The organism is Streptomyces sp. CBMA152, assembly GCF_014596475.1.
Taxonomy (GTDB): Bacteria; Actinomycetota; Actinomycetes; order Streptomycetales; family Streptomycetaceae; genus Streptomyces.
In genome coordinates this window covers 641,906-659,299 of the sequence record NZ_MECJ01000029.1, presented here as the reverse complement: position 1 = coordinate 659,299, position 17,394 = coordinate 641,906, and the positions used below count along the sequence as shown (strand labels likewise).

Sequence of the window (17,394 nt, the reverse complement as noted above, 5' to 3'; positions counted from 1 at the left end):
GTCCGCCGCCTCCACGCATCTGACGATCCGTCAGTTCTGACCCGACGGGGCCCATGGTGATAGCTGACGGATCGTCATGCAAGAGGCGGGACGGGGCCGGGATTCACCCCAGCAGGGCGTAGACGGTGGAGGCGCGGGCCACGACGGTGTCGTCCACCATGAGACCGATCTCCGCGAAGGCCATCCGCTTGCCGAGCTTGACGACCCGGGCGTCGATGAGGACGTCGGCGTCGACGACGGGCCGCAGGAACGAGGTCGACTGCTGCACGGTGGTCATGGGCCCGTACGCCCCCCGGGCCGCCGAAATCGCGATCACCGTGGCGGTATCGGCCGCGGCCATCATGGCCTGCCCCGACAACCCGCCCCCGTCCCGCGCCAGCCGCGCGTCCCACGGCAACCGCAACACGGCATGCTCGGCGTCCACTTCGACGACGCTGAGCCCGAGCTCCAGCACCCAGGGCGCGAAGTTGTCGGCGAGGATCTTGTCGGCTTCGGCGGGGGTCATGGTGTGGGAAGTCATGTGGGGATGGTGGCGGGGGCGGGGGTGCTGCACAAGACCGTCGGGTGGGCGGGCGAATCACCCACCCCATCACGCCCCCGGCCCTACCTCACCCCGCCCACAACCCCTCCCCCGTCAACCCCAGCAGCTCGATCGCGTTGCCGCGCACGATCCGCTCCACCACGTCCGGGCGCAGGTGGGCCATCTGGGATTCGCCGACCTCCTTCGACTTCGGCCAGGTGGAGTCCGAGTGCGGGTAGTCCGTCTCGTACAGGACGTTGCCGATGCCTATCGCGCCCAGGTTGCGCAGGCCGAACGCGTCGTCGAAGAAGCAGCCGTAGACGTGTTCCGCGAAGAGTTCCGACGGGGGGCGGTGGACCTTGTCGGCGACTCCGCCCCAGGCGCGGTTCTCCTCCCAGACCACGTCCGCGCGTTCCAGGATGTACGGGATCCACCCGATCTGACCCTCGGCGTACATCACCCGCAGCCCGGGGAAGCGTTCGAACTTGCCGCTCATCAGCCAGTCGACCATCGAGTAGCAGCAGTTGGCGAACGTGATCGTCGAGCCGACGGCCGGAGGGGCGTCGGCCGATGTCGACGGCATCCTCGACGACGAGCCGATGTGCATCGCGATGACCGTGCCCGTCTCGTCGCACGCCGCGAGGAACGGGTCCCACTCGTCGCCGTGGACCGACGGCAGCCCCAGGTGCGGGGGTATCTCCGAGAACGCCACCGCCCGCACCCCACGCGCCGCGTTGCGCCGCACCTCAGCCGCCGCCAGCTCCGCGTCCCAGAGGGGAATCAGGGTCAGTGGGATGAGGCGCCCCTCAGCGGCAGGGCCGCACCACTCCTCCACCATCCAGTCGTTGTACGCCCGTACCGAAAGCAGCCCCAGCTCCCGGTCCGCCGCCTCCGTGAACGTCTGGCCGCAGAAGCGCGGGAAGGTGGGGAAACACAGCGCCGACTGGACGTGGTTGACGTCCATGTCCGCCAGCCGGTCCGGGACGCTGTACGAGCCCGGTCGCATCTGCTCGTACGTGATCACCTCCAGGCGGATCTCGTCCCTCGCGTAACCCACCGCTGTGTCGAGGCGCGTCAGTGGGCGGTGCAGGTCCTCGTACACCCACCAGTCGCCGATCGGGCCCTCGTCGCCCGGGGCGCCCATGACGGGGGCGAACTTCCCGCCGAGGAACGTCATCTCCTTGAGCGGGGCCCGGACCACGCGCGGGCCGATGTCGCGGTACTTCGACGGGAGCCGGTCCTGCCAGACGTGCGCGGGCTCCACCGTGTGATCGTCCACCGAGATGATCCTCGGGAAGGCCTCCTCCCCGTCGCTCCCCGTCTCCGCGCCGGTCCCCTGGGCAGTCGTCATGGCCGTCTCCGTCGCCGTCTCCGTGACGTTCTCCATAAATCTTCACGGTAGCCCTGATCTGACGATCCGTCAGCTATTCGCACACAACCGCCACCCCGGACCCGGCCCCGACCCGCAGAACCCCGCGCGGCCCCCCGCACCGGTCGTACCTCGGCCACTCGCCCGTCACTCCTCGGCCATTCGTCCCACGTTTCCCGGCCCACGACGGCTGTCCATCCCCTGGACCACGCTGTGGACAGGCACCGTCGACGTGTAACGACTGTGTGCAGAGGCCTTGTGCGGAGCGTCACCCGTAGCTGACGCGCATGCCATGGACAGGGCAGACTGGCACGGGCATTACCAGCGCTACGGGGGCACAGGGGGTCGCTATGGACCGAAACGGCGAGCCGCGCATTCCGGAGCAGAGGACTCCGGTCCCGGCAGCGGACACCGGTCAGGCCGAGCAGGACGGCCTGCGCTTCGGCGTGCTCGGACCCGTGCGCGCCTGGCGCGGGACCGAGGCACTGCCGTCCGGCGCGCCGCAGCAGCGCGCGCTGCTCGCCGCGCTGCTGCTGCGCGACGGCCGCACCGCCACCGCCGCCGAGCTGATCGACGCCATCTGGGGCGACGAGCCGCCGTCGCAGGCGCTGGCCGCGGTACGTACGTACGCCTCCAGGCTGCGCAAGACGCTGGGCCCGGGCGTGCTGGTCAGCGAGTCCGGCGGGTACGCCATCCGGCTCGCCTCCGGCGTCCTCGACCTCGCCGGCGCCCAGGAGCTGGCCGCCGAGGCCGAGAAGGCGCGGGCGGGCGGGGACCCGTGCCGGGCCCGCGAGCTGCTGAAGGCCTCGCTGGCGATCTGGACCGGCGAACCGCTGGCCAATGTGCCCGGGCCCAACGCGGACACCGAGCGGACCCGGCTCAGCGAGTGGCGCCTCCAGCTCACCGAGGCGCGGCTCGACATGGAGCTGGACGCCGGGTGCCACGCCGAGGCCGTCTCCGAGCTGACCGCGCTCACCGCCGCGCACCCGCTGCGCGAGCGCCTGCGGGAGCTGCTGATGCTCGCGCTGTACCGCAGCGGGCGCCAGGCCGAAGCCCTCGCCGTGTACGCGGACACCCGCAGGCTGCTCGCCGACGAGCTCGGCGTCGACCCGCGCCCCGAGCTCGCCCGGCTCCAGCAGCGGATCCTCCAGGCCGACGAGGACCTGGCCCGGCCCGCCGAGGCCCCGGCCCCGCCCGCGCCGGTCAAGGCGGCCCAGCTCCCGGCCTCCGTACCGGACTTCACCGGCCGCGCCTCCTTCGTCCAGGAGCTCACCGCGCGGTTGGCCACCGCCGACACCACCGTGATGGCCGTCTCCGCGCTCGCCGGTATCGGCGGGGTCGGCAAGACGACGCTCGCCGTGCACGTGGCCCACGCGGCCCGCCCGCACTTCCCCGACGGCCAGCTCTACGTCGACCTCCAGGGCACCGCGCCGCGCGCCAGCGAGCCGGAGACCGTGCTCGGCTCGTTCCTGCGCGCGCTCGGCACCCCGGACCGCGCCATCCCCGACTCGCTGGAGGAGCGCGCGGCCCTGTTCCGCTCGACGCTCGACGGCCGCCGGGTCCTGGTCCTGCTCGACAACGCGCGCGACGCGGCGCAGGTGCGTCCGCTGCTGCCCGGCACGGCGGGCTGCGCCGCGCTTGTCACCAGCCGCATCCGGATGCTGGACCTGGCCGGGGCGTACCTCGTCGACCTGGACGTGATGTCCCCGGACGAGGCGCTCCAGCTCTTCACGAAGATCGTCGGGGAGGAACGGGTCGGCGCGGAGCGGCAGTCGGCGCTCGACGTCGTGGCCGCCTGCGGCTTTTTGCCGCTGGCCATCCGTATCGCCGCCTCCCGGCTCGCCTCGCGCCGCACCTGGACCGTCTCGGTCCTCGCGGCGAAGCTCGCCGACGAGCGCCGGCGCCTGGACGAGCTCCAGGCCGGCGACCTCGCGGTCAAGGCCACCTTCGAACTCGGCTACGGCCAGCTGGAGCCCGCCCAGGCCCGCGCGTTCAGGCTGCTCGGCCTGCCCGACGGCCCGGACATCTCGCTGGCCGCGGCCGCCGCCGTACTCGACCTGCCCCGCCAGGAGACCGAGGACCTGCTCGAATCCCTCGTCGACACCAGTCTGGTGGAGTCCGCGGCCCCCGGCCGCTACCGCTACCACGATCTCGTACGGCTCTACGCGCGTGCATGCGCCGAACGCGACGAGGAGCCGCCGTCCGAGCGCGCCGCCGCGATGTCCCGGCTGCTCGACTTCTACCTGTCGACGGCGGCCCGGGTGTACGCGATCGAGCGCCCCGGCGACCGGCTCGTGGAGCACCTGGCCCCCACCCGCTACCCCGGTCTCGCCTTCGCCGACGGCCACGAGGCCGTCGACTGGCTGTACGCCGAGGCCAACTGCCTGCTGGCGTCCGTCCACCAGTGCGCGGGCGACCCGGCGATGCTGCGGCGCGCGGTGGACCTGCTGTGGGCCGCGAAGGACCTCGCCGAGTCGGGCGCCAACTCGCGGCAGTACGAGACCACGGCGGCCGCGATCCGCGACACCGCGCACGCGGCGGGCGACGCGGGCGCCGAGGGGCGGGCGCGGCTCGCGCTCTCCACGGTCCTGCTGGTCTCCGGCCGCTTCGAGCAGGCCGACGAGGAGGCCCGGGTCTCCTCGCTGCTCGCCAAGGAGGCGGGCGACCCGATGCCGGCCGGGGTCGCGCCCAACGACCGCGGGATCATCGCGTTCTACCAGAACCGGCACGCCGACGGTGAGCGCTTCCTCCAGGAGGCGATCGACAACTACCGCGCTGACGGCAACCGGCCGGGCGAGGCCAGCGCGCTGTGCAACCTCTCCCGTATCCACGTGAACATGGGCCGTACGTCCAGCGCGGTCGAGCTCGCCCAGCGCGGCCTCGACATCTTCAGCGAGATGGGGCACGCCCTGCGGCTCGCCAACGGCCGCTTCGCGCTCGGCATCGCGCTGACCCGGGCGGGCCGCCTGGACGAGGCCCTCGACCAACTCGGCGAGGCGCTGCGGGTCTTCCAGGACAACCGGCAGCGGCTGTGGGAGGGCACGACCCACTTCCGTATCGCCGAGGCCCACTTCGCGGCGCTCCGCCCCGCCCGGGCCGCCCAGCACGCCGAACAGGCGCTCGCGCTGCGGTGCATCGGGGGCGAGTGGATGCGGGGCAACGTGCTCACGACACTGGGCCGGGCCCTGGACCAGCTCGGCCAGGCCGACCGCGCCCGGGCCTGCTGGCGCGAGGCCCTTGCCATCTACGAGTCGACGGGCGCGGCGGAAGCCAAGGACGTGCGGCAGCTGCTGAGCCCGATGGCAGCGGCGTAGCCGGCGGTTTCGGCACCACGAACGGTCCGGCAGGGGGCGACTCATCGCCTCCTGCCGGAGCCGTTTAGCCATCGTTTATCGACCCTCGGCACTCTCTTACTCAACGATCCGCCGCGTCGGGGGGCAGGCGGATCGGCGGTGGGCCTCCCCGCTACTGTGGACGGCCCTTAAGTGCCCCGCCCGGCGACCCTCGGGGGAGCCGCCGGGCGGGCACCGGTTCACACGAGCACGACATGCAGGAAACTCAGGGGAGCTGAACACGATGAGTGACGCGAAGAAGACCGAGATCGGTGACATCACCACGCAGGAGAACCACGCCGGGAACCCACCGGGTTCCGGCACCGGCTCCGGCACGGTCCGCCCGATGGAGAACCACGCGGGCCTGATCGGCGACGGCACCGTCAAGCCGATGGAGAACCACGCGGGACTCGTCGGCGGCATCGTGAGGCCCCTTGAGAACCACGCCGGTCTGCTCGGCGACGACGGCACGATGAAGCCGATGGAGAACCACGCCGGTCTCATCGGCGGCGGCCCGGTCAAGCCCATGGAGAACCACGCGGGCCTGATCGGCACGGCGGTCCTCAAGCCCGACGAGAACCACGCGGGCTCCGAGGAAGCGTAGCCACCCGTAGGCGGGGGTCGGCCGCGGCGACGTCGGAGGGGGGGTCGTCGCGGCCGAGGGTCCACGGGGGAAATCGGGGGACGTACGGGGGACGTACGGGGGCCCCACCGGAGAGGACGTACGGGGGAACGTACGGGGGAGTCCTCTCCGGGGGGAACGTACGGGGGATACGGGGGACAACGGGGGATTCGGGGGAACGGGGGAGCTCGGGGGACAACGGGGGAACGCCAAAGGAATAGGGCCTCGGGGGAGGCCGGGGGCGCGCATTTGGGGATGCGCGCCCCCAACGGGGGACCAAGCGCCCCGCGGCAGGACGTGCCGCGGGGCGCTGGTTTTTTGCGTGGGCAATGAATGCCCTTGGACTGGTGCGGGCTTGTGCATCATGCGGCCCTGTCGAGTACCGCCCGAACCTCTGGAACATCGGCATAGGGGGCGAGCCGCGTGAGCACCACCCGGACCCGCTGCGCTGTCCGCTCGCTGGCCACGTCGGCAGACAGGCTGATGACCCGTTCGGCGGTCGCCGCTGCTTCCTCGGGTTCGTTCGCATCGGCGTAGGCCACGGCGAGCCATGAGAGGTAGAGCGCGAGTTCCCGCGTGTGCGTCGCGTCGTACCGGCCCAGCACATTGCGCAGCAGTGGCACGGCCCGCAGCGGTCGGCGCAGTTCGGTGTAGACGCGGGATTCCATGACCAGGAGTTCACCGGCGTCCACCCAGTACAGCCACGCCGGGGACTCGACTCCCTCGCTGTCCTGGGCCAGTGCCACCCCGGCTTCCCCGAGGGCCCGCATCGCGTGTTGCGCGTTTTCGGCACCTCCGGCTTTCGTGTGGGCCCACGCCACCCGGTCGAGGTAGAGCGCGCGAGCCTTTGGGGGCGGGTCGGACCCGGCCCCGTCCAGCGCTGCGCGAGCCAGATCCAGGCCCTCGACTTCCCTGCCGGTGTTGCTCAGTTGATAGGCGAGCGACCCGGCGAGATTCCCGGCCAAGGTGTGGTCCTCGGCCTGCCTCGCTGCGCTGAGTCCCAGCCGGTAGATCCGTTCCGCCTCGGCGTGCTGCCCCGCATCGCTCGCAATCCATCCGGAGATCTGCGCCAACTCCCCGATTTGACACAGGAGTTCACGACCCACCGCACCTGGGTGGGTGCCCTCGCGATACAGGCGGACGGCCGACCGGAGTTCCCGCAGCGCGGGTCGGACGAGGTCTCCCCCGGCAATCACGTCGTCGGCGAGCCTGAGTCCGTGCACGCGCTGTTGCAAGTCCTCGACTTGTCGCATTCCGATACGACGTCCATTACGGGTGTTGAGCGGGGCCAGCGGGTCATCGTCCGGCAGGAAGTCGGCGAGGGTCGGCAACGGAGGATCGGCGAGGGTGTGTGACTGCCTGAGCTCGTCCACGGACACCCCGAGGGCGGCAGCGATGAACGGAAGCCACTCACGGGGTGTGCGCTTGCCCGACTCCCATCGGCTGACCTCTTGCCGGCCCACCGGCTCGCCCTGGATACCTGCGGCCCGGCAGATCTCCCGCGCCAAATGCGCCTGGCTCCATTGGCGCTGTGCCCGCTCGCGCCGGATGTTGGCCCCGATGCCGCTTCCCCATGGGGCCAGTCTGGCCGACACCTGGCCTACGCGGGGCCACTAGTAGCCAAGTTCATCCGGCGCGACGATCATCCCCACGACGTACCGAGGGGACGGCGAGAACCCATGACCGACGGTTGGACCCCCACCACGGGCGCGTACGCGGTGGACACGACGAACGGCCGGATCGGAGAAGTACGCAAGCTGTTCGAGGGCAGCGCGTACCTCGTCCCGCCGGGCGGCGGTGCCGAATGGGCCGTAGCCCCTTCTGCCCTGCGTCCGCCTACCGCTGAGGAGGGGTGGCGCGCGCAGGTATGGACGCGCCCTGTGGGGAGGGCGCAGGGATGAGCGTCAGAAGCACGCTGCGGGGCGTGGTCTACCGCGTACTGCGGCACCCGAGCAGCGAGGTGACGATGACGGCCCGCTGTATGTCCGGCGACGGCTGCCACTGGGAGCTGGACGCAACGAACGCCCTTGACGCCGGAAGCGTCGCGATCATGTCGCACACCGCCAAGACGGGTCATGCGATCTTTGCCCGCAAGCTGGAAGACATGGCGTGCGTGGTCCTCGACAATCCCCAGGAGCAGGCGCGCCGGCTGGCGGTCAACCAGCTGGAACTGGCGACCAGCAAGGAAGCGCGCAGCAAGGCCGCCGAGAAGATCGAGCACGCGCGGTCTGGCCACCCCTGAGACTCCCGGCCCCCGGTGAGGCCCACTTCCGAGGTGGTCCCGTTCCGGCCGGGGGTCGGGTCAAGCGCCCGTCCGGTCGCACGCACCGTGAAGCGGAGACGGCCGGACGGGTCGCACAGATGATCAACCCGACTACGAAGGAGTACCCCATGAGTGGACAGCACGGCGGAGGCAGCGGGAGCGGTCAGGGTGGAAGCCAGCAGGACGACAGCAACAGCGGAGCCAAGCACGGCGGGGGCGGCTCCGACGAGGGCGGCAACACGTCTGATGGCTCCGGCCCCTCGACGGGTAAGTAGGCACACGTGAACGGACGCACAGAGGAGGCGGGCCCTACGGGGCTCGCCTCTGCGCTGAGGGAAGCGGGCGCGCTGACTTCTGACTGGCTGCCGACGTTCGAGGCAGTCCCTCGCGAGCTGTTCGTGCCCGACCGCATCTGGCCGGGCATCGCGGACGGCACCCGACAGACCACGGTGGTGGACCGCGCCGAGGATCCCGACGCGTGGTTCAAGGCGGTGTACTCCGACATCCCGCTGACCACGCAGTGGGACGACGGGCGGCACACCGGGGACGGACTGGGCACCACGCCGACAAGCTCCGACTCCATGCCGCGCATGGTGTTCTCGATGCTTGCTGATCTCGACGTGAGGGACGGCCACCGGGTCCTGGAGATCGGCACGGGCACGGGCTGGAACGCGGGCCTCCTCTCACACCGGCTGGGCGGCGCGAACGTCGTCTCAATCGAGTACGACGCAGACGTTGCCGAGGACGCCGGGGAGAACCTTCGGCGCGCAGGTCTGTCCCCTCTGGTCATCGTGGGAGACGGCCGCTCGGGCTACGTCGGCGGCGCCCCGTACGACCGGGTCATCGCCACCTGCTCGGTCGGGGAGGTGCCCCGGACATGGATCGAGCAGACCCGCCCCGGCGGGGTGATCGTCGCCCCGTGGGGAACCGAGTACGGCGGCGAGCACGTCGTACGCCTGGTGGTCGGCGAGAACGGCGCGGCGAGCGGCCGATTCACCCGCTCCAGTGCCTTCATGCGCCTGCGACAGCAGCGCACCGAGCGCCCCCCGTTCGACGCTTACCTCAAGGGCCGGAAATGGCCCGCGGACGGCACCAAGAGCACGACCGCGCTCTCTCCCGCCGACATTGGCGGCTGGCTCGAACAGTTCGTGATCGGGCTGCGGATGCCCGGGGCGTTCTGGCGTGCCGAGCGGTACGACGACGGCTCCTACACGCTGTGGACGTACAGCACCGACACCCTGTCGTGGGCATCCGCAGACTACGAGCCGGGGGCGACTGAGTACGCGGTGGTCCAGTCGGGCCCGCGCAAGCTGTGGGACGAAACGGAAGCCGCCTACCGCTGGTGGGCCGAACAGGGGCATCCCGGATTCGAACGGTTCGGGCTGACGGTGGATGCCGACGGCGGCGAACGGGCGTGGCTGGACACGCCCGTTGACCTGGTGTCGCCACGCGGTCGCTGACGCGAAGTCCCGAGGAGGGGGTGCAGGGCTGCAGGCACCGCCGGGGTGCAGGGGCGCAGCCCCGCCCGGGGTTTGGGGCGGAGCCCCGGAGAAAACCTCCCCCCTCAACCCCCACCCACCCCCGGAGGGTTCAGGGAAGGGGTGGGGTGGGGGATCTCAGCTCGCCCTTCATCACCTTGCCGCTCGCGTTGCGCGGCAGCTCCCCCACCCACTCCACCTCCCTCGGGACCTTGTAGTTCGCCAGCTCCCGCCGGGCCCAGGCGATCAGCTCGTCGGATGTCACCGTCGAACCGGGGCGCGGCACCACGTATGCCTTGCCGACCTCCCCCAGGCGGGGGTCCGGGACGCCCACGACCGCCACCTCCGCCACCCCGGGGTGCAGGCCGAGCACCTGCTCTATCTCGGCGGGGTACGCGTTGAAGCCGCCGACGATGAACATGTCCTTGATCCGGTCGGTGATCCGGAGGTTCCCGGACGGGTCCAGGACGCCCACGTCCCCCGTACGCAACCAGCCGTCCGGCGTCATCGCCGCCGCCGTCCCCGCCTCGTCCTCGAAGTACCCGCCCATGACGTTGAATCCGCGTACCTGGATCTCGCCCGGCCCACCCGGCGAAGCCAGGACACGGACCTCCGTCCCCGGGATCGCCCGGCCCGACGTCGACGCGATCACCTCCGCCGCGTCCCCCCGGCGGCACATCGTGACGATCCCGCTCGCCTCCGACAGCCCGTACGCCGTGAGCACCGTCTCGATGCCCAGCTCCGTCCGCAGGCGTTCGACCAGGCGCAGCGGGACGACCGCCGCGCCGGTCACCACAAGCCGCAGCGCCGACAAGTCGTGGGCGGCGCGCGCCGGGTGGTCGAGGAGTTGCTGGTGGAGGGTGGGCGGGCCGGGCAGGACCGAGATGCGTTCGGCCGCGATGTTCGCCAGGACCGCGCCGACGTCGAACACCGGCTGCGGCACCATCGTCGCGCCCCGCGTCAGACAGGCGATGATCCCCGCCTTGTACCCGAAGGTGTGGAAGAACGGGTTGACGATCAGATACCGGTCGCCCTCCCGCAGGCCCGCCAGCTCGCTCCAGATGTCGTAGCACCGCAGCGTCTGCGCATGCGTGATCACCGCCCCCTTGGGCCGCCCCGTCGTCCCGGAGGTATAGATGATGTCCGACGGCTGCGACGAATCAACCCCATCCGCCCGCGACCGCACATCCGCCGCCCCCACCGACTCCCCCTCCGCCAGGAAGTCCTTCCACGCCCGGAAGTCGTCCGGCGCGTCCTCCGCCAGCACCACCACCTGCTCCAGGTGCGGAAGGCCGGGCAGCGGGCCGGAGGAACCAGCACCCTCGGCGGCCGCACGCCGCAACATGGCAACGTACGACGTCCCCAGGAACGTTCCCGTCACGAACAGCACCTTCGCCCGGCTGCGCGCCAGTACGTACGCCGCCTCCGCGCCCTTGAACCGTGTGTTCAGCGGGACGAGCGCCGCCCCGGCCGTGACCGCGCCCAGCGCGCTGACGATCCAGTCGAGCGTGTTCGGCGCCCACACCGCGACCCGGTCGCCAGGCTCGACCCCCGCCGCCATGCACGCGGCCGCCGCCCGTTCGACCCGTTCGCCCAGCTCCGCGTACGTCAGGCGGGTGCGGCCCTCGACGACCGCCTCCCGCGACCCGTACCGCTCGGCCGCGCTCCGCACGAGCCTCCCGACGGAGCCCCACTCCAGGTCTCCCCGCGTGCCCACGTCCTCCCGCATGGCAAGCCCTCCCACCGCGCTAGCTGACTACCCGTCAGATTAGCTGTAGCCTTCCTCGCTGTCAGCTGTCAGCAGCCGTGCGATGTCGTACGGCGATCGCGGAGGTGGCGGGTGTCGATGCTCAAGGACGCGACGGCGATAGCCGGGATAGGGCAGACGGAGTTCGCCCGCCAACTGCCCGAATCCGAGAAGACGTTGGCCTGCCGGGCCATCCTCGCCGCGCTCGACGACGCCGGGATCTCCCCGTCCGAGGTGGACGCGTTCGCCTCGTACACCATGGAGGAGACCGACGAGGTCGAGGTCGCCAAGTCGATCGGGGCCGGGGACGTCACCTTCTTCAGCAAGGTCGGCTTCGGCGGCGGCGGTTCGTGCGCGACCGTCGCCCATCTCGCCGCCGCCGTCGCCACCGGGCAGGCGAACGTCGGCGTCGCCTGGCGCTCGCGCAAGCGCGGCAGCGGGCCGCGGCCGTGGAAGAACACCACGGTCCAACTCCCCACCCCCGCGCAGTGGACGCGCCCCTTCGGGCTGCTCAGGCCGGCCGATGAGATCGGCATGCTGGCCCGCCGCTATATGCACGAGTACGGCGCCACCCGCGACCACCTCTTCAACGTCGCCCTCGCCTGCCGCAACCGCGCCAACCAGAACCCGGCCGCGATCATGTACGAACGCCCGCTCACCCGCGACATGTATATGACCTCCCGCTGGATCAGCGAGCCGCTCTGTCTCTTCGACAACTGTCTGGAGACCGACGGGGCGTTGGCGTGCGTGATCGTCTCCGGCGAGCGTGCTCGTGACTGTCGGCAGCGACCCGTTTACGTGCACTCCGCCGCCCAAGGGCTGCCCGCCCAGCACCACGGCATGGTCAACTACTGGAACGAGGACCCGCTCACCGGTCCCGCCTGGACCGCCGCCCGGCACCTGTGGAAGCAAGCCGACTTCGGGCCCGAGGACGTCGACGTCGCCCAGATCTACGACGCCTTCACCCCGCTCATCCCGCTCTCCCTGGAGGGCTACGGCTTCTGCGGCCGGGGCGAGGGCGCCGCGTTCACCGAGGGGGGCGCGCTGGAGATCGGCGGGCGGCTGCCGCTGAACACCGGCGGCGGCGGGCTCAGCGAGGCGTACGTCCATGGCTTCAACCTCATCAACGAGGGCGTGAAGCAGCTGCGCGGCACCTCCACCGCGCAGGTGCCCGACGCCGCCACCTGCCTGGTCACGGCCGGTGAGGGCGTGCCCACCTCGGCCCTTCTGCTCAGGAGTTGAGATGACAGCGCAGCTGCCCGCGCCCCTTTTGAACCCCGTCCCCGACGACGACGGCGCCCCCTTCTGGACGTACACGGCCCGGGGCGAACTCCGCGTCCAGGCCTGCGCGAACCCCGACTGCGGGCGGCTGCGCTTCCCGCCCCGGCCGTGCTGCCCGCACTGCCGGTCGTTCGACAGCGAGTGGCGCAGGATGTCGGGACGCGGCCGCATCTGGTCGTACGTCCTGCCCCATCCGCCCCTCCTGCCCGCCTACGCCGCCCAGGCCCCGTACAACGCTGTCGTCGTCGAACTCGCCGAGGACCCGCTGATCCGGCTCGTCGGCAATGTGGTGGCGTCGGCGGACGCGCCGCTGGACTCGGTGGACCCGGCGCGGCTGCGGATCGGCGCGCGCGTGCAGGTCGCGTTCACCGAGACCGACGGCGTCACCGTGCCGCGCTGGCTCCTGGAGCGCTCATGACACTCCGCATCGAGCGGGACAAGGAGTCCGGCGTCGCGGTCGTCACCCTCGACCGCCCCGAGAAGCACAACGCCATCGACCTCGCGACCGCCGCCGAACTGGCCGCAACCTGGCGGGAGTTCCGTTACGACGACGAGGTACGGGCGATCGTCCTCACGGGTGCGGGCGAGAAGGCCTTCTGCACCGGCATCGACCGCTCGGCCGTCGTCCCCCAGCCGTCGTCCCCGTACGCGATCGACGACCCCCTGCTCACCGTCGGACCGAAGGCGAACGACCTCTGGAAACCGGTGATCGCGGCCGTGCGCGGGATGGCGTGCGGTGGAGCGTTCTACCTGCTGGGCGAGGCGGAGTTCGTGATCGCCGCCGAGGACGCGACGTTCTTCGACCCGCATACGACGTACGGGATGGTCAGCGCGTACGAGTCGATCTATCTGGCGTTGCGCATGCCCCCAGGCGAGGCGGCCCGGCTCGCCCTGATGGGCACGGCCGAGCGGGTCTCGGCGCGACGGGCGTACGAGACGGGGCTGGTCAGCGAGGTGACGCCGCCCGGGGAGGAGCTGGCGGCGGCGGTGCGGTGTGCGGAGGTCATCGCGGGATACCCGACCGAGGCGGTCCAGGGCACGGTCCGCGCCCTGTGGTCCGCCCACGAGCCCGCCCGCACCCAGGCCTTCGCCCACGCCCCCCACCTGGTCGCCCTTGGCAATCTGCCCCCTCAGCGGCAGGCGGAGTTGTTCGGGGGGCGGAGGCGTGACTTCCGGGTGCGGTGATCGGGCGGCCGCACAGAGATTGGCCGCCTGAACCGCCTTTGTGTGTACGGGAGTTGAAGCCAGGGCCTCACCTGCCCGACGTGGCCGTCCCCTTCACCGCGTCCAGGGCGTACACACAGCGGTCCTTGCTGCACGCGTAGACGACGCCGTTGCGGGCCACCGGGGATCCGGTGATCTCGCCGCCCGTCGCCAGCTTCCAGCGGAGCTGGCCGCCCGCCGCGTCCAGGGTGTAGAGGCAGTGGTCGGCCGAGCCGAAGTGGATGCGGCCGTCGGCGACCACGGGCGTGCCCACGACCTCCCCGCCCGCGGCGAAGCGCCACTTCGGGGTGGAGGTGACCGCGTCCAGGGTGTAGAGCGCGCTGCCGCTGCCCACATGGATGTTGCCGTCGGCGACCAGGACCGGCTCGATGGACTGGCGCGACTCGGTGGCGATGCGCCAGCGGTCCTTGCCGGTGGCCGCGTCCAGCGCGTACACCGTGCCGAGGTAGTCCGCCAGGTACACCCCGCCGCCCGCGACCGCAGGGCCCGGCGCGAAGGTCGGCGGGCAGAGGAAGACCGCCGGGGCCTCGAAGTGCCAGCGGACGTGGCCGCTGGCGATGTCGATGGAGAGGACGCGGGTGCCAGCCGATACGTAGACGTAGCCGTCCTGCGCGGGGGCGAGGCGGACCGGGACGCCGCCGCACGAGGCCGCGTCGCCGACCGGGTACGACCAGCGCTCCACGCCCGTACGCGCGTCCAGGGCACGCAGCCGCGCGTCCTGCCACACATAGACCGTGCCCTCGTGGATGACCGGGCCGGCCTCGGGGGTCTCGAAGTCGGTCTGGGCGCCGGTGATCTCCCACAGCTTCTCGCCGTTGGCGGCCTCCCAGGCCTGTACGCCGCCGCCGCGCGTGGAGGTGACGACCGTGCCCCGGTCGGTGCGCAGGGCGTACACCCAGGCGTCCGTCGGCAGGCGCCACAGCTCACGGCCGTCGGCCGCGTCGAGCGCGTACAGCGTCGGGCCGTCGGAGGCGTGGATGCGGCCCGCCTCCACGGACATCGCCCAGGCCACGTCACGGGTCTTGAACTGGCGCCGCCCGCTGGCGACATCCAGCGCGTGCACCTCGAAGGAGGTGACGTAGAGCAGATCGCCCGCGACGGCGGGGGTGCCCCACACGTCGTTGGACATACGGAACCGCCAGGGGCGCCAGCGGCCGGGCCCGTCGGGGGCCTGGGCCGGGGCCGGAACGGGAGGGGCCGTAGTCGCGGGCGCGCCGTTCGCCACCGGAACGTCCGGTCTGGCGTGGGCCTGGCCCGCCGGGACCCTGACCCACCCGGTCGCGGGGCTCGCCTCGGCCACCGCGCGCGCCGCGTCCGCGACCCTCGGGCCCGGGCCGATCGGCACCTTCGCGCCCGCGAGCCGCACCGGCCCGTCCGGCACGGAGAGCACGGACGGCTGCGGCACCCGCGAGGGCTGCGGCGGCTCGTACACGGGCCTGGGCGGCGGCGAGGGGTCCACCGGGACCGGGACGGGCTTGGGGCGGCCGCCGCCACGGCGCTGCTCGATCATCGCCACCGAGCGGTCCGGCAGCCAGGCCGACGCGGTGCCGCTGTCGTCGGAGCCGCCGAAGAGGTGCGGGGCCAGCTGCGCCTGAAGGTCCTCGGGCGAGGGCCGCAGCGTGGCCTCCATCTGCATACAGGACTCGATCAGCGGACGCAGTTCGTCCGGCAGGCCCGTCACGTCCGGGCCCTCGCGCAGCAGCATGAAGACGGTCTCGACGGGGTTCGCGCCATGGAAGGGGGCGTGCCCGGTCGCCGCGAAGACCAGCGTCGAGCCGAGCGAGAAGACATCGCTCGCGCCGGTCACGCTGCGGGAGTCCTTCGCCTGCTCCGGCGACATGTACGCGGGCGTGCCCACGGCCACGTTGGTCATGGTGAGGCGGGTGTTGGAGACGCCGGACGCGATACCGAAGTCGATCACGCGGGGGCCGTCCTCGACCACCAGGACGTTCGACGGCTTCAGGTCGCGGTGGACCAGGCCCGCCCCGTGGATGGACTGCAGCGCCTCGGCGATACCGGCCGCGAGCCAGCGCACCGCCTGGGCCGGCAGCGGCCCGCACTCATTCACTATTTCTTCCAGCGAGGGCGCCGGTACGTAGGCGGTGGCCAGCCACGGCACGGCCGCGCGCGGGTCGGCGTCGACCACGGCCGCCGTGTAGAAGCCGCTGACGGCCCGGGCCGCCTCCACCTCACGGGTGAACCGGACCCGGAACAGCTGGTCCTCGGCGAGCTCCGTGCGCACCGTCTTGATCGCCACGCGGCGGCCGGACGCCGAGCGCGCCAGATAGACCAGCCCCATGCCGCCGGCACCGAGCCGTCCCAGCACCTCGAAGGGGCCGATCCGCCTCGGGTCGTGCTGCGTGAGCTGCTCCACTTGCCTGCCACCTCCCCGTACGGGCCTTAAGTAAAGAAATCAACGCGTCACAACAAGGCCCCGTGCAGCGTCTCACGCGGCACCCCGATTCTTCCTGCCGGAGGTGTCCGGTGGCCAACCCGTGCCCTGATCGGGATGTCTCCCCTCGATCCGGACACCCTTCGACCTCTTACGGAACGGGCCGGTCCTGCTGGAGGATCGCGAAGCTCGCGCCCTGGTCGTCGCTGACGACGGCCATCCGCCCGTACGGAATGTCGAACGGGTCGGCGATGATCCTGCCGCCCAGATTGACGCACTTCGCGGCGCTCGCGTCGCAGTCGCCCACCGCGAAGTAGACGAGGAAGTGGTCGGGCATCTCCGCCGGGAAGCTGTCGCCGAGCAGGCTGCGGCCGCCGAAGGCGGTGTCGGGGCCGGGCTCGGAGCCCGCCGGGGACCAGGTGCGGAAGTCGCCGTCCGTCCCTTCGAGGTCGTGGCCCTCGAAGCCGAAGACCGCCTCGTAGAACGCGTCCGCCCCCTCCGGCTCGCGCGCGTAGACCTCGGTCCAGCAGAAGGCGCCCGGTTCGCCGATCTTCTCGAAGCCCGTGTGACTGCCCGCCTGCCAGAGGCCGAAGACCGCGCCGCCGGGGTCGGCGGCCACCGCCATCGTCCCGTACGGAGGAACCGCGACCGGGTCCGTCACCAGCTGGCCGCCCGCCGCTCTGATGCGGACGGCGAGGGCCTTGGCGTCGGGGGTCGCGAAGTAGACGCCCCAGGCGGTGGGCATGCGGCCGTCGCGCTTGGGGACGAGGGCGGCGACGCGCTTGTCGCCGCTGAACGCGTTCGTGTAGAAGCCGTACTGCTCCTCGGCGTCGTCGTCGAACGTCCAGCCCATCAGCGCGCCGTAGAAGCGCTTGCCCGCCGCGAGGTCGGGCAGCGTCACATCGGCCCAGCACGGCGCGCCTTCCGGAAATCCGTCCATGCGCCTGGTTCCTTCCTGGGGTGGCCCGGCTTCAGCTGCCTGGTGCGCCGTGCCTCTACGCGGTGAAGTTAACGGCCGCTCCCCTGCCCCGCAGCGGCATTAATCGAACAAGCGATCTACTTTCCGATCACTTTAGCCGCTTACGCCCTTTTCCCGCACGGGTTGTCCACAGAACATGTCCACAGGCTGTTGATAACACCATTCGAGTGGCGGACGTCCTCTCGAA

At 71.6% G+C, this 17,394-nt stretch carries 14 protein-coding genes; 8 read left to right on the top strand and 6 right to left on the bottom strand.

The features are described 5' to 3' along the window. Window positions 1-103 precede the first annotated feature (103 nt). Window positions 104-520 (bottom strand): PaaI family thioesterase, encoded by a 417-nt coding sequence (locus BG418_RS30110; protein ID WP_188277130.1) that lies wholly within the window; start codon window positions 518-520, stop codon window positions 104-106. Window positions 521-608: 88 nt separating this feature from the next. Beyond that, on the bottom strand, window positions 609-1,871 hold the full coding sequence (locus BG418_RS30105) for an amidohydrolase family protein (RefSeq protein WP_188277296.1): 1,263 nt from the start codon (window positions 1,869-1,871) through the stop codon (window positions 609-611). Window positions 1,872-2,239: 368 nt separating this feature from the next. Between BG418_RS30105 and BG418_RS30100 the strand changes: the two genes are divergently transcribed. Then, complete coding sequence (locus BG418_RS30100; RefSeq protein ID WP_188277129.1) at window positions 2,240-5,203, top strand: BTAD domain-containing putative transcriptional regulator; 2,964 nt, start codon at window positions 2,240-2,242, stop codon at window positions 5,201-5,203. A 262-nt stretch (window positions 5,204-5,465) separates the two neighbouring features. Next, window positions 5,466-5,825: a hypothetical protein gene (locus BG418_RS30095; protein ID WP_188277128.1), complete on the top strand. Its 360-nt coding sequence runs from the start codon at window positions 5,466-5,468 to the stop codon at window positions 5,823-5,825. Between the two features lie 380 nt (window positions 5,826-6,205). Here BG418_RS30095 and BG418_RS30090 read toward each other — a convergent pair whose 3' ends face one another. Next, window positions 6,206-7,438 carry a helix-turn-helix domain-containing protein gene (locus BG418_RS30090; protein ID WP_317453800.1) on the bottom strand — a complete coding sequence of 411 codons (1,233 nt, stop codon included), beginning with the start codon at window positions 7,436-7,438 and terminating at the stop codon, window positions 6,206-6,208. A gap of 302 nt (window positions 7,439-7,740) precedes the next feature. Here BG418_RS30090 and BG418_RS30085 point away from each other — a divergent pair, with 302 nt between their 5' ends. The 3 genes from BG418_RS30085 (at window position 7,741) to BG418_RS30075 (ending at window position 9,566) form a co-directional block, all read left to right on the top strand. Next, window positions 7,741-8,085 (top strand): hypothetical protein, encoded by a 345-nt coding sequence (locus BG418_RS30085; protein ID WP_188277127.1) that lies wholly within the window; start codon window positions 7,741-7,743, stop codon window positions 8,083-8,085. A gap of 149 nt (window positions 8,086-8,234) precedes the next feature. After that, complete coding sequence (locus BG418_RS30080; protein ID WP_188277126.1) at window positions 8,235-8,381, top strand: hypothetical protein; 147 nt, start codon at window positions 8,235-8,237, stop codon at window positions 8,379-8,381. 6 nt (window positions 8,382-8,387) lie between these two features. After that, a complete protein-coding gene (locus BG418_RS30075; RefSeq protein ID WP_188277125.1) occupies window positions 8,388-9,566 on the top strand; it encodes a methyltransferase domain-containing protein in 1,179 nt (392 codons plus the stop codon). A 130-nt stretch (window positions 9,567-9,696) separates the two neighbouring features. On the opposite strand, the gene BG418_RS30070 is transcribed toward BG418_RS30075, so the two are convergent. Then, window positions 9,697-11,313: a FadD3 family acyl-CoA ligase gene (locus BG418_RS30070; RefSeq protein ID WP_188277124.1), complete on the bottom strand. Its 1,617-nt coding sequence runs from the start codon at window positions 11,311-11,313 to the stop codon at window positions 9,697-9,699. Window positions 11,314-11,430: 117 nt separating this feature from the next. Between BG418_RS30070 and BG418_RS30065 the strand changes: the two genes are divergently transcribed. The 3 genes from BG418_RS30065 to BG418_RS30055 are packed head-to-tail and all read left to right on the top strand — an operon-like array spanning window position 11,431 to window position 13,797. Beyond that, window positions 11,431-12,573, top strand: coding sequence for a lipid-transfer protein (locus BG418_RS30065; RefSeq protein ID WP_223185667.1), 1,143 nt, complete (start codon window positions 11,431-11,433; stop codon window positions 12,571-12,573). Between the two features lies 1 nt (window position 12,574). Further along, window positions 12,575-13,030: a Zn-ribbon domain-containing OB-fold protein gene (locus BG418_RS30060; RefSeq protein WP_188277122.1), complete on the top strand. Its 456-nt coding sequence runs from the start codon at window positions 12,575-12,577 to the stop codon at window positions 13,028-13,030. Next, window positions 13,027-13,797, top strand: coding sequence for an enoyl-CoA hydratase/isomerase family protein (locus BG418_RS30055; protein WP_188277121.1), 771 nt, complete (start codon window positions 13,027-13,029; stop codon window positions 13,795-13,797). Before BG418_RS30060 ends, BG418_RS30055 begins: the two co-directional genes overlap by 4 nt. Window positions 13,798-13,864: 67 nt before the next feature. Here the strand turns inward: BG418_RS30055 and BG418_RS30050 are convergent, their stop codons facing one another. Beyond that, window positions 13,865-16,210 carry a PQQ-binding-like beta-propeller repeat protein gene (locus BG418_RS30050; RefSeq protein WP_188277120.1) on the bottom strand — a complete coding sequence of 782 codons (2,346 nt, stop codon included), beginning with the start codon at window positions 16,208-16,210 and terminating at the stop codon, window positions 13,865-13,867. A gap of 169 nt (window positions 16,211-16,379) precedes the next feature. Next, window positions 16,380-17,168 carry a VOC family protein gene (locus BG418_RS30045; protein WP_188277119.1) on the bottom strand — a complete coding sequence of 263 codons (789 nt, stop codon included), beginning with the start codon at window positions 17,166-17,168 and terminating at the stop codon, window positions 16,380-16,382. Between the last annotated feature and the right edge of the window lie 226 nt (window positions 17,169-17,394).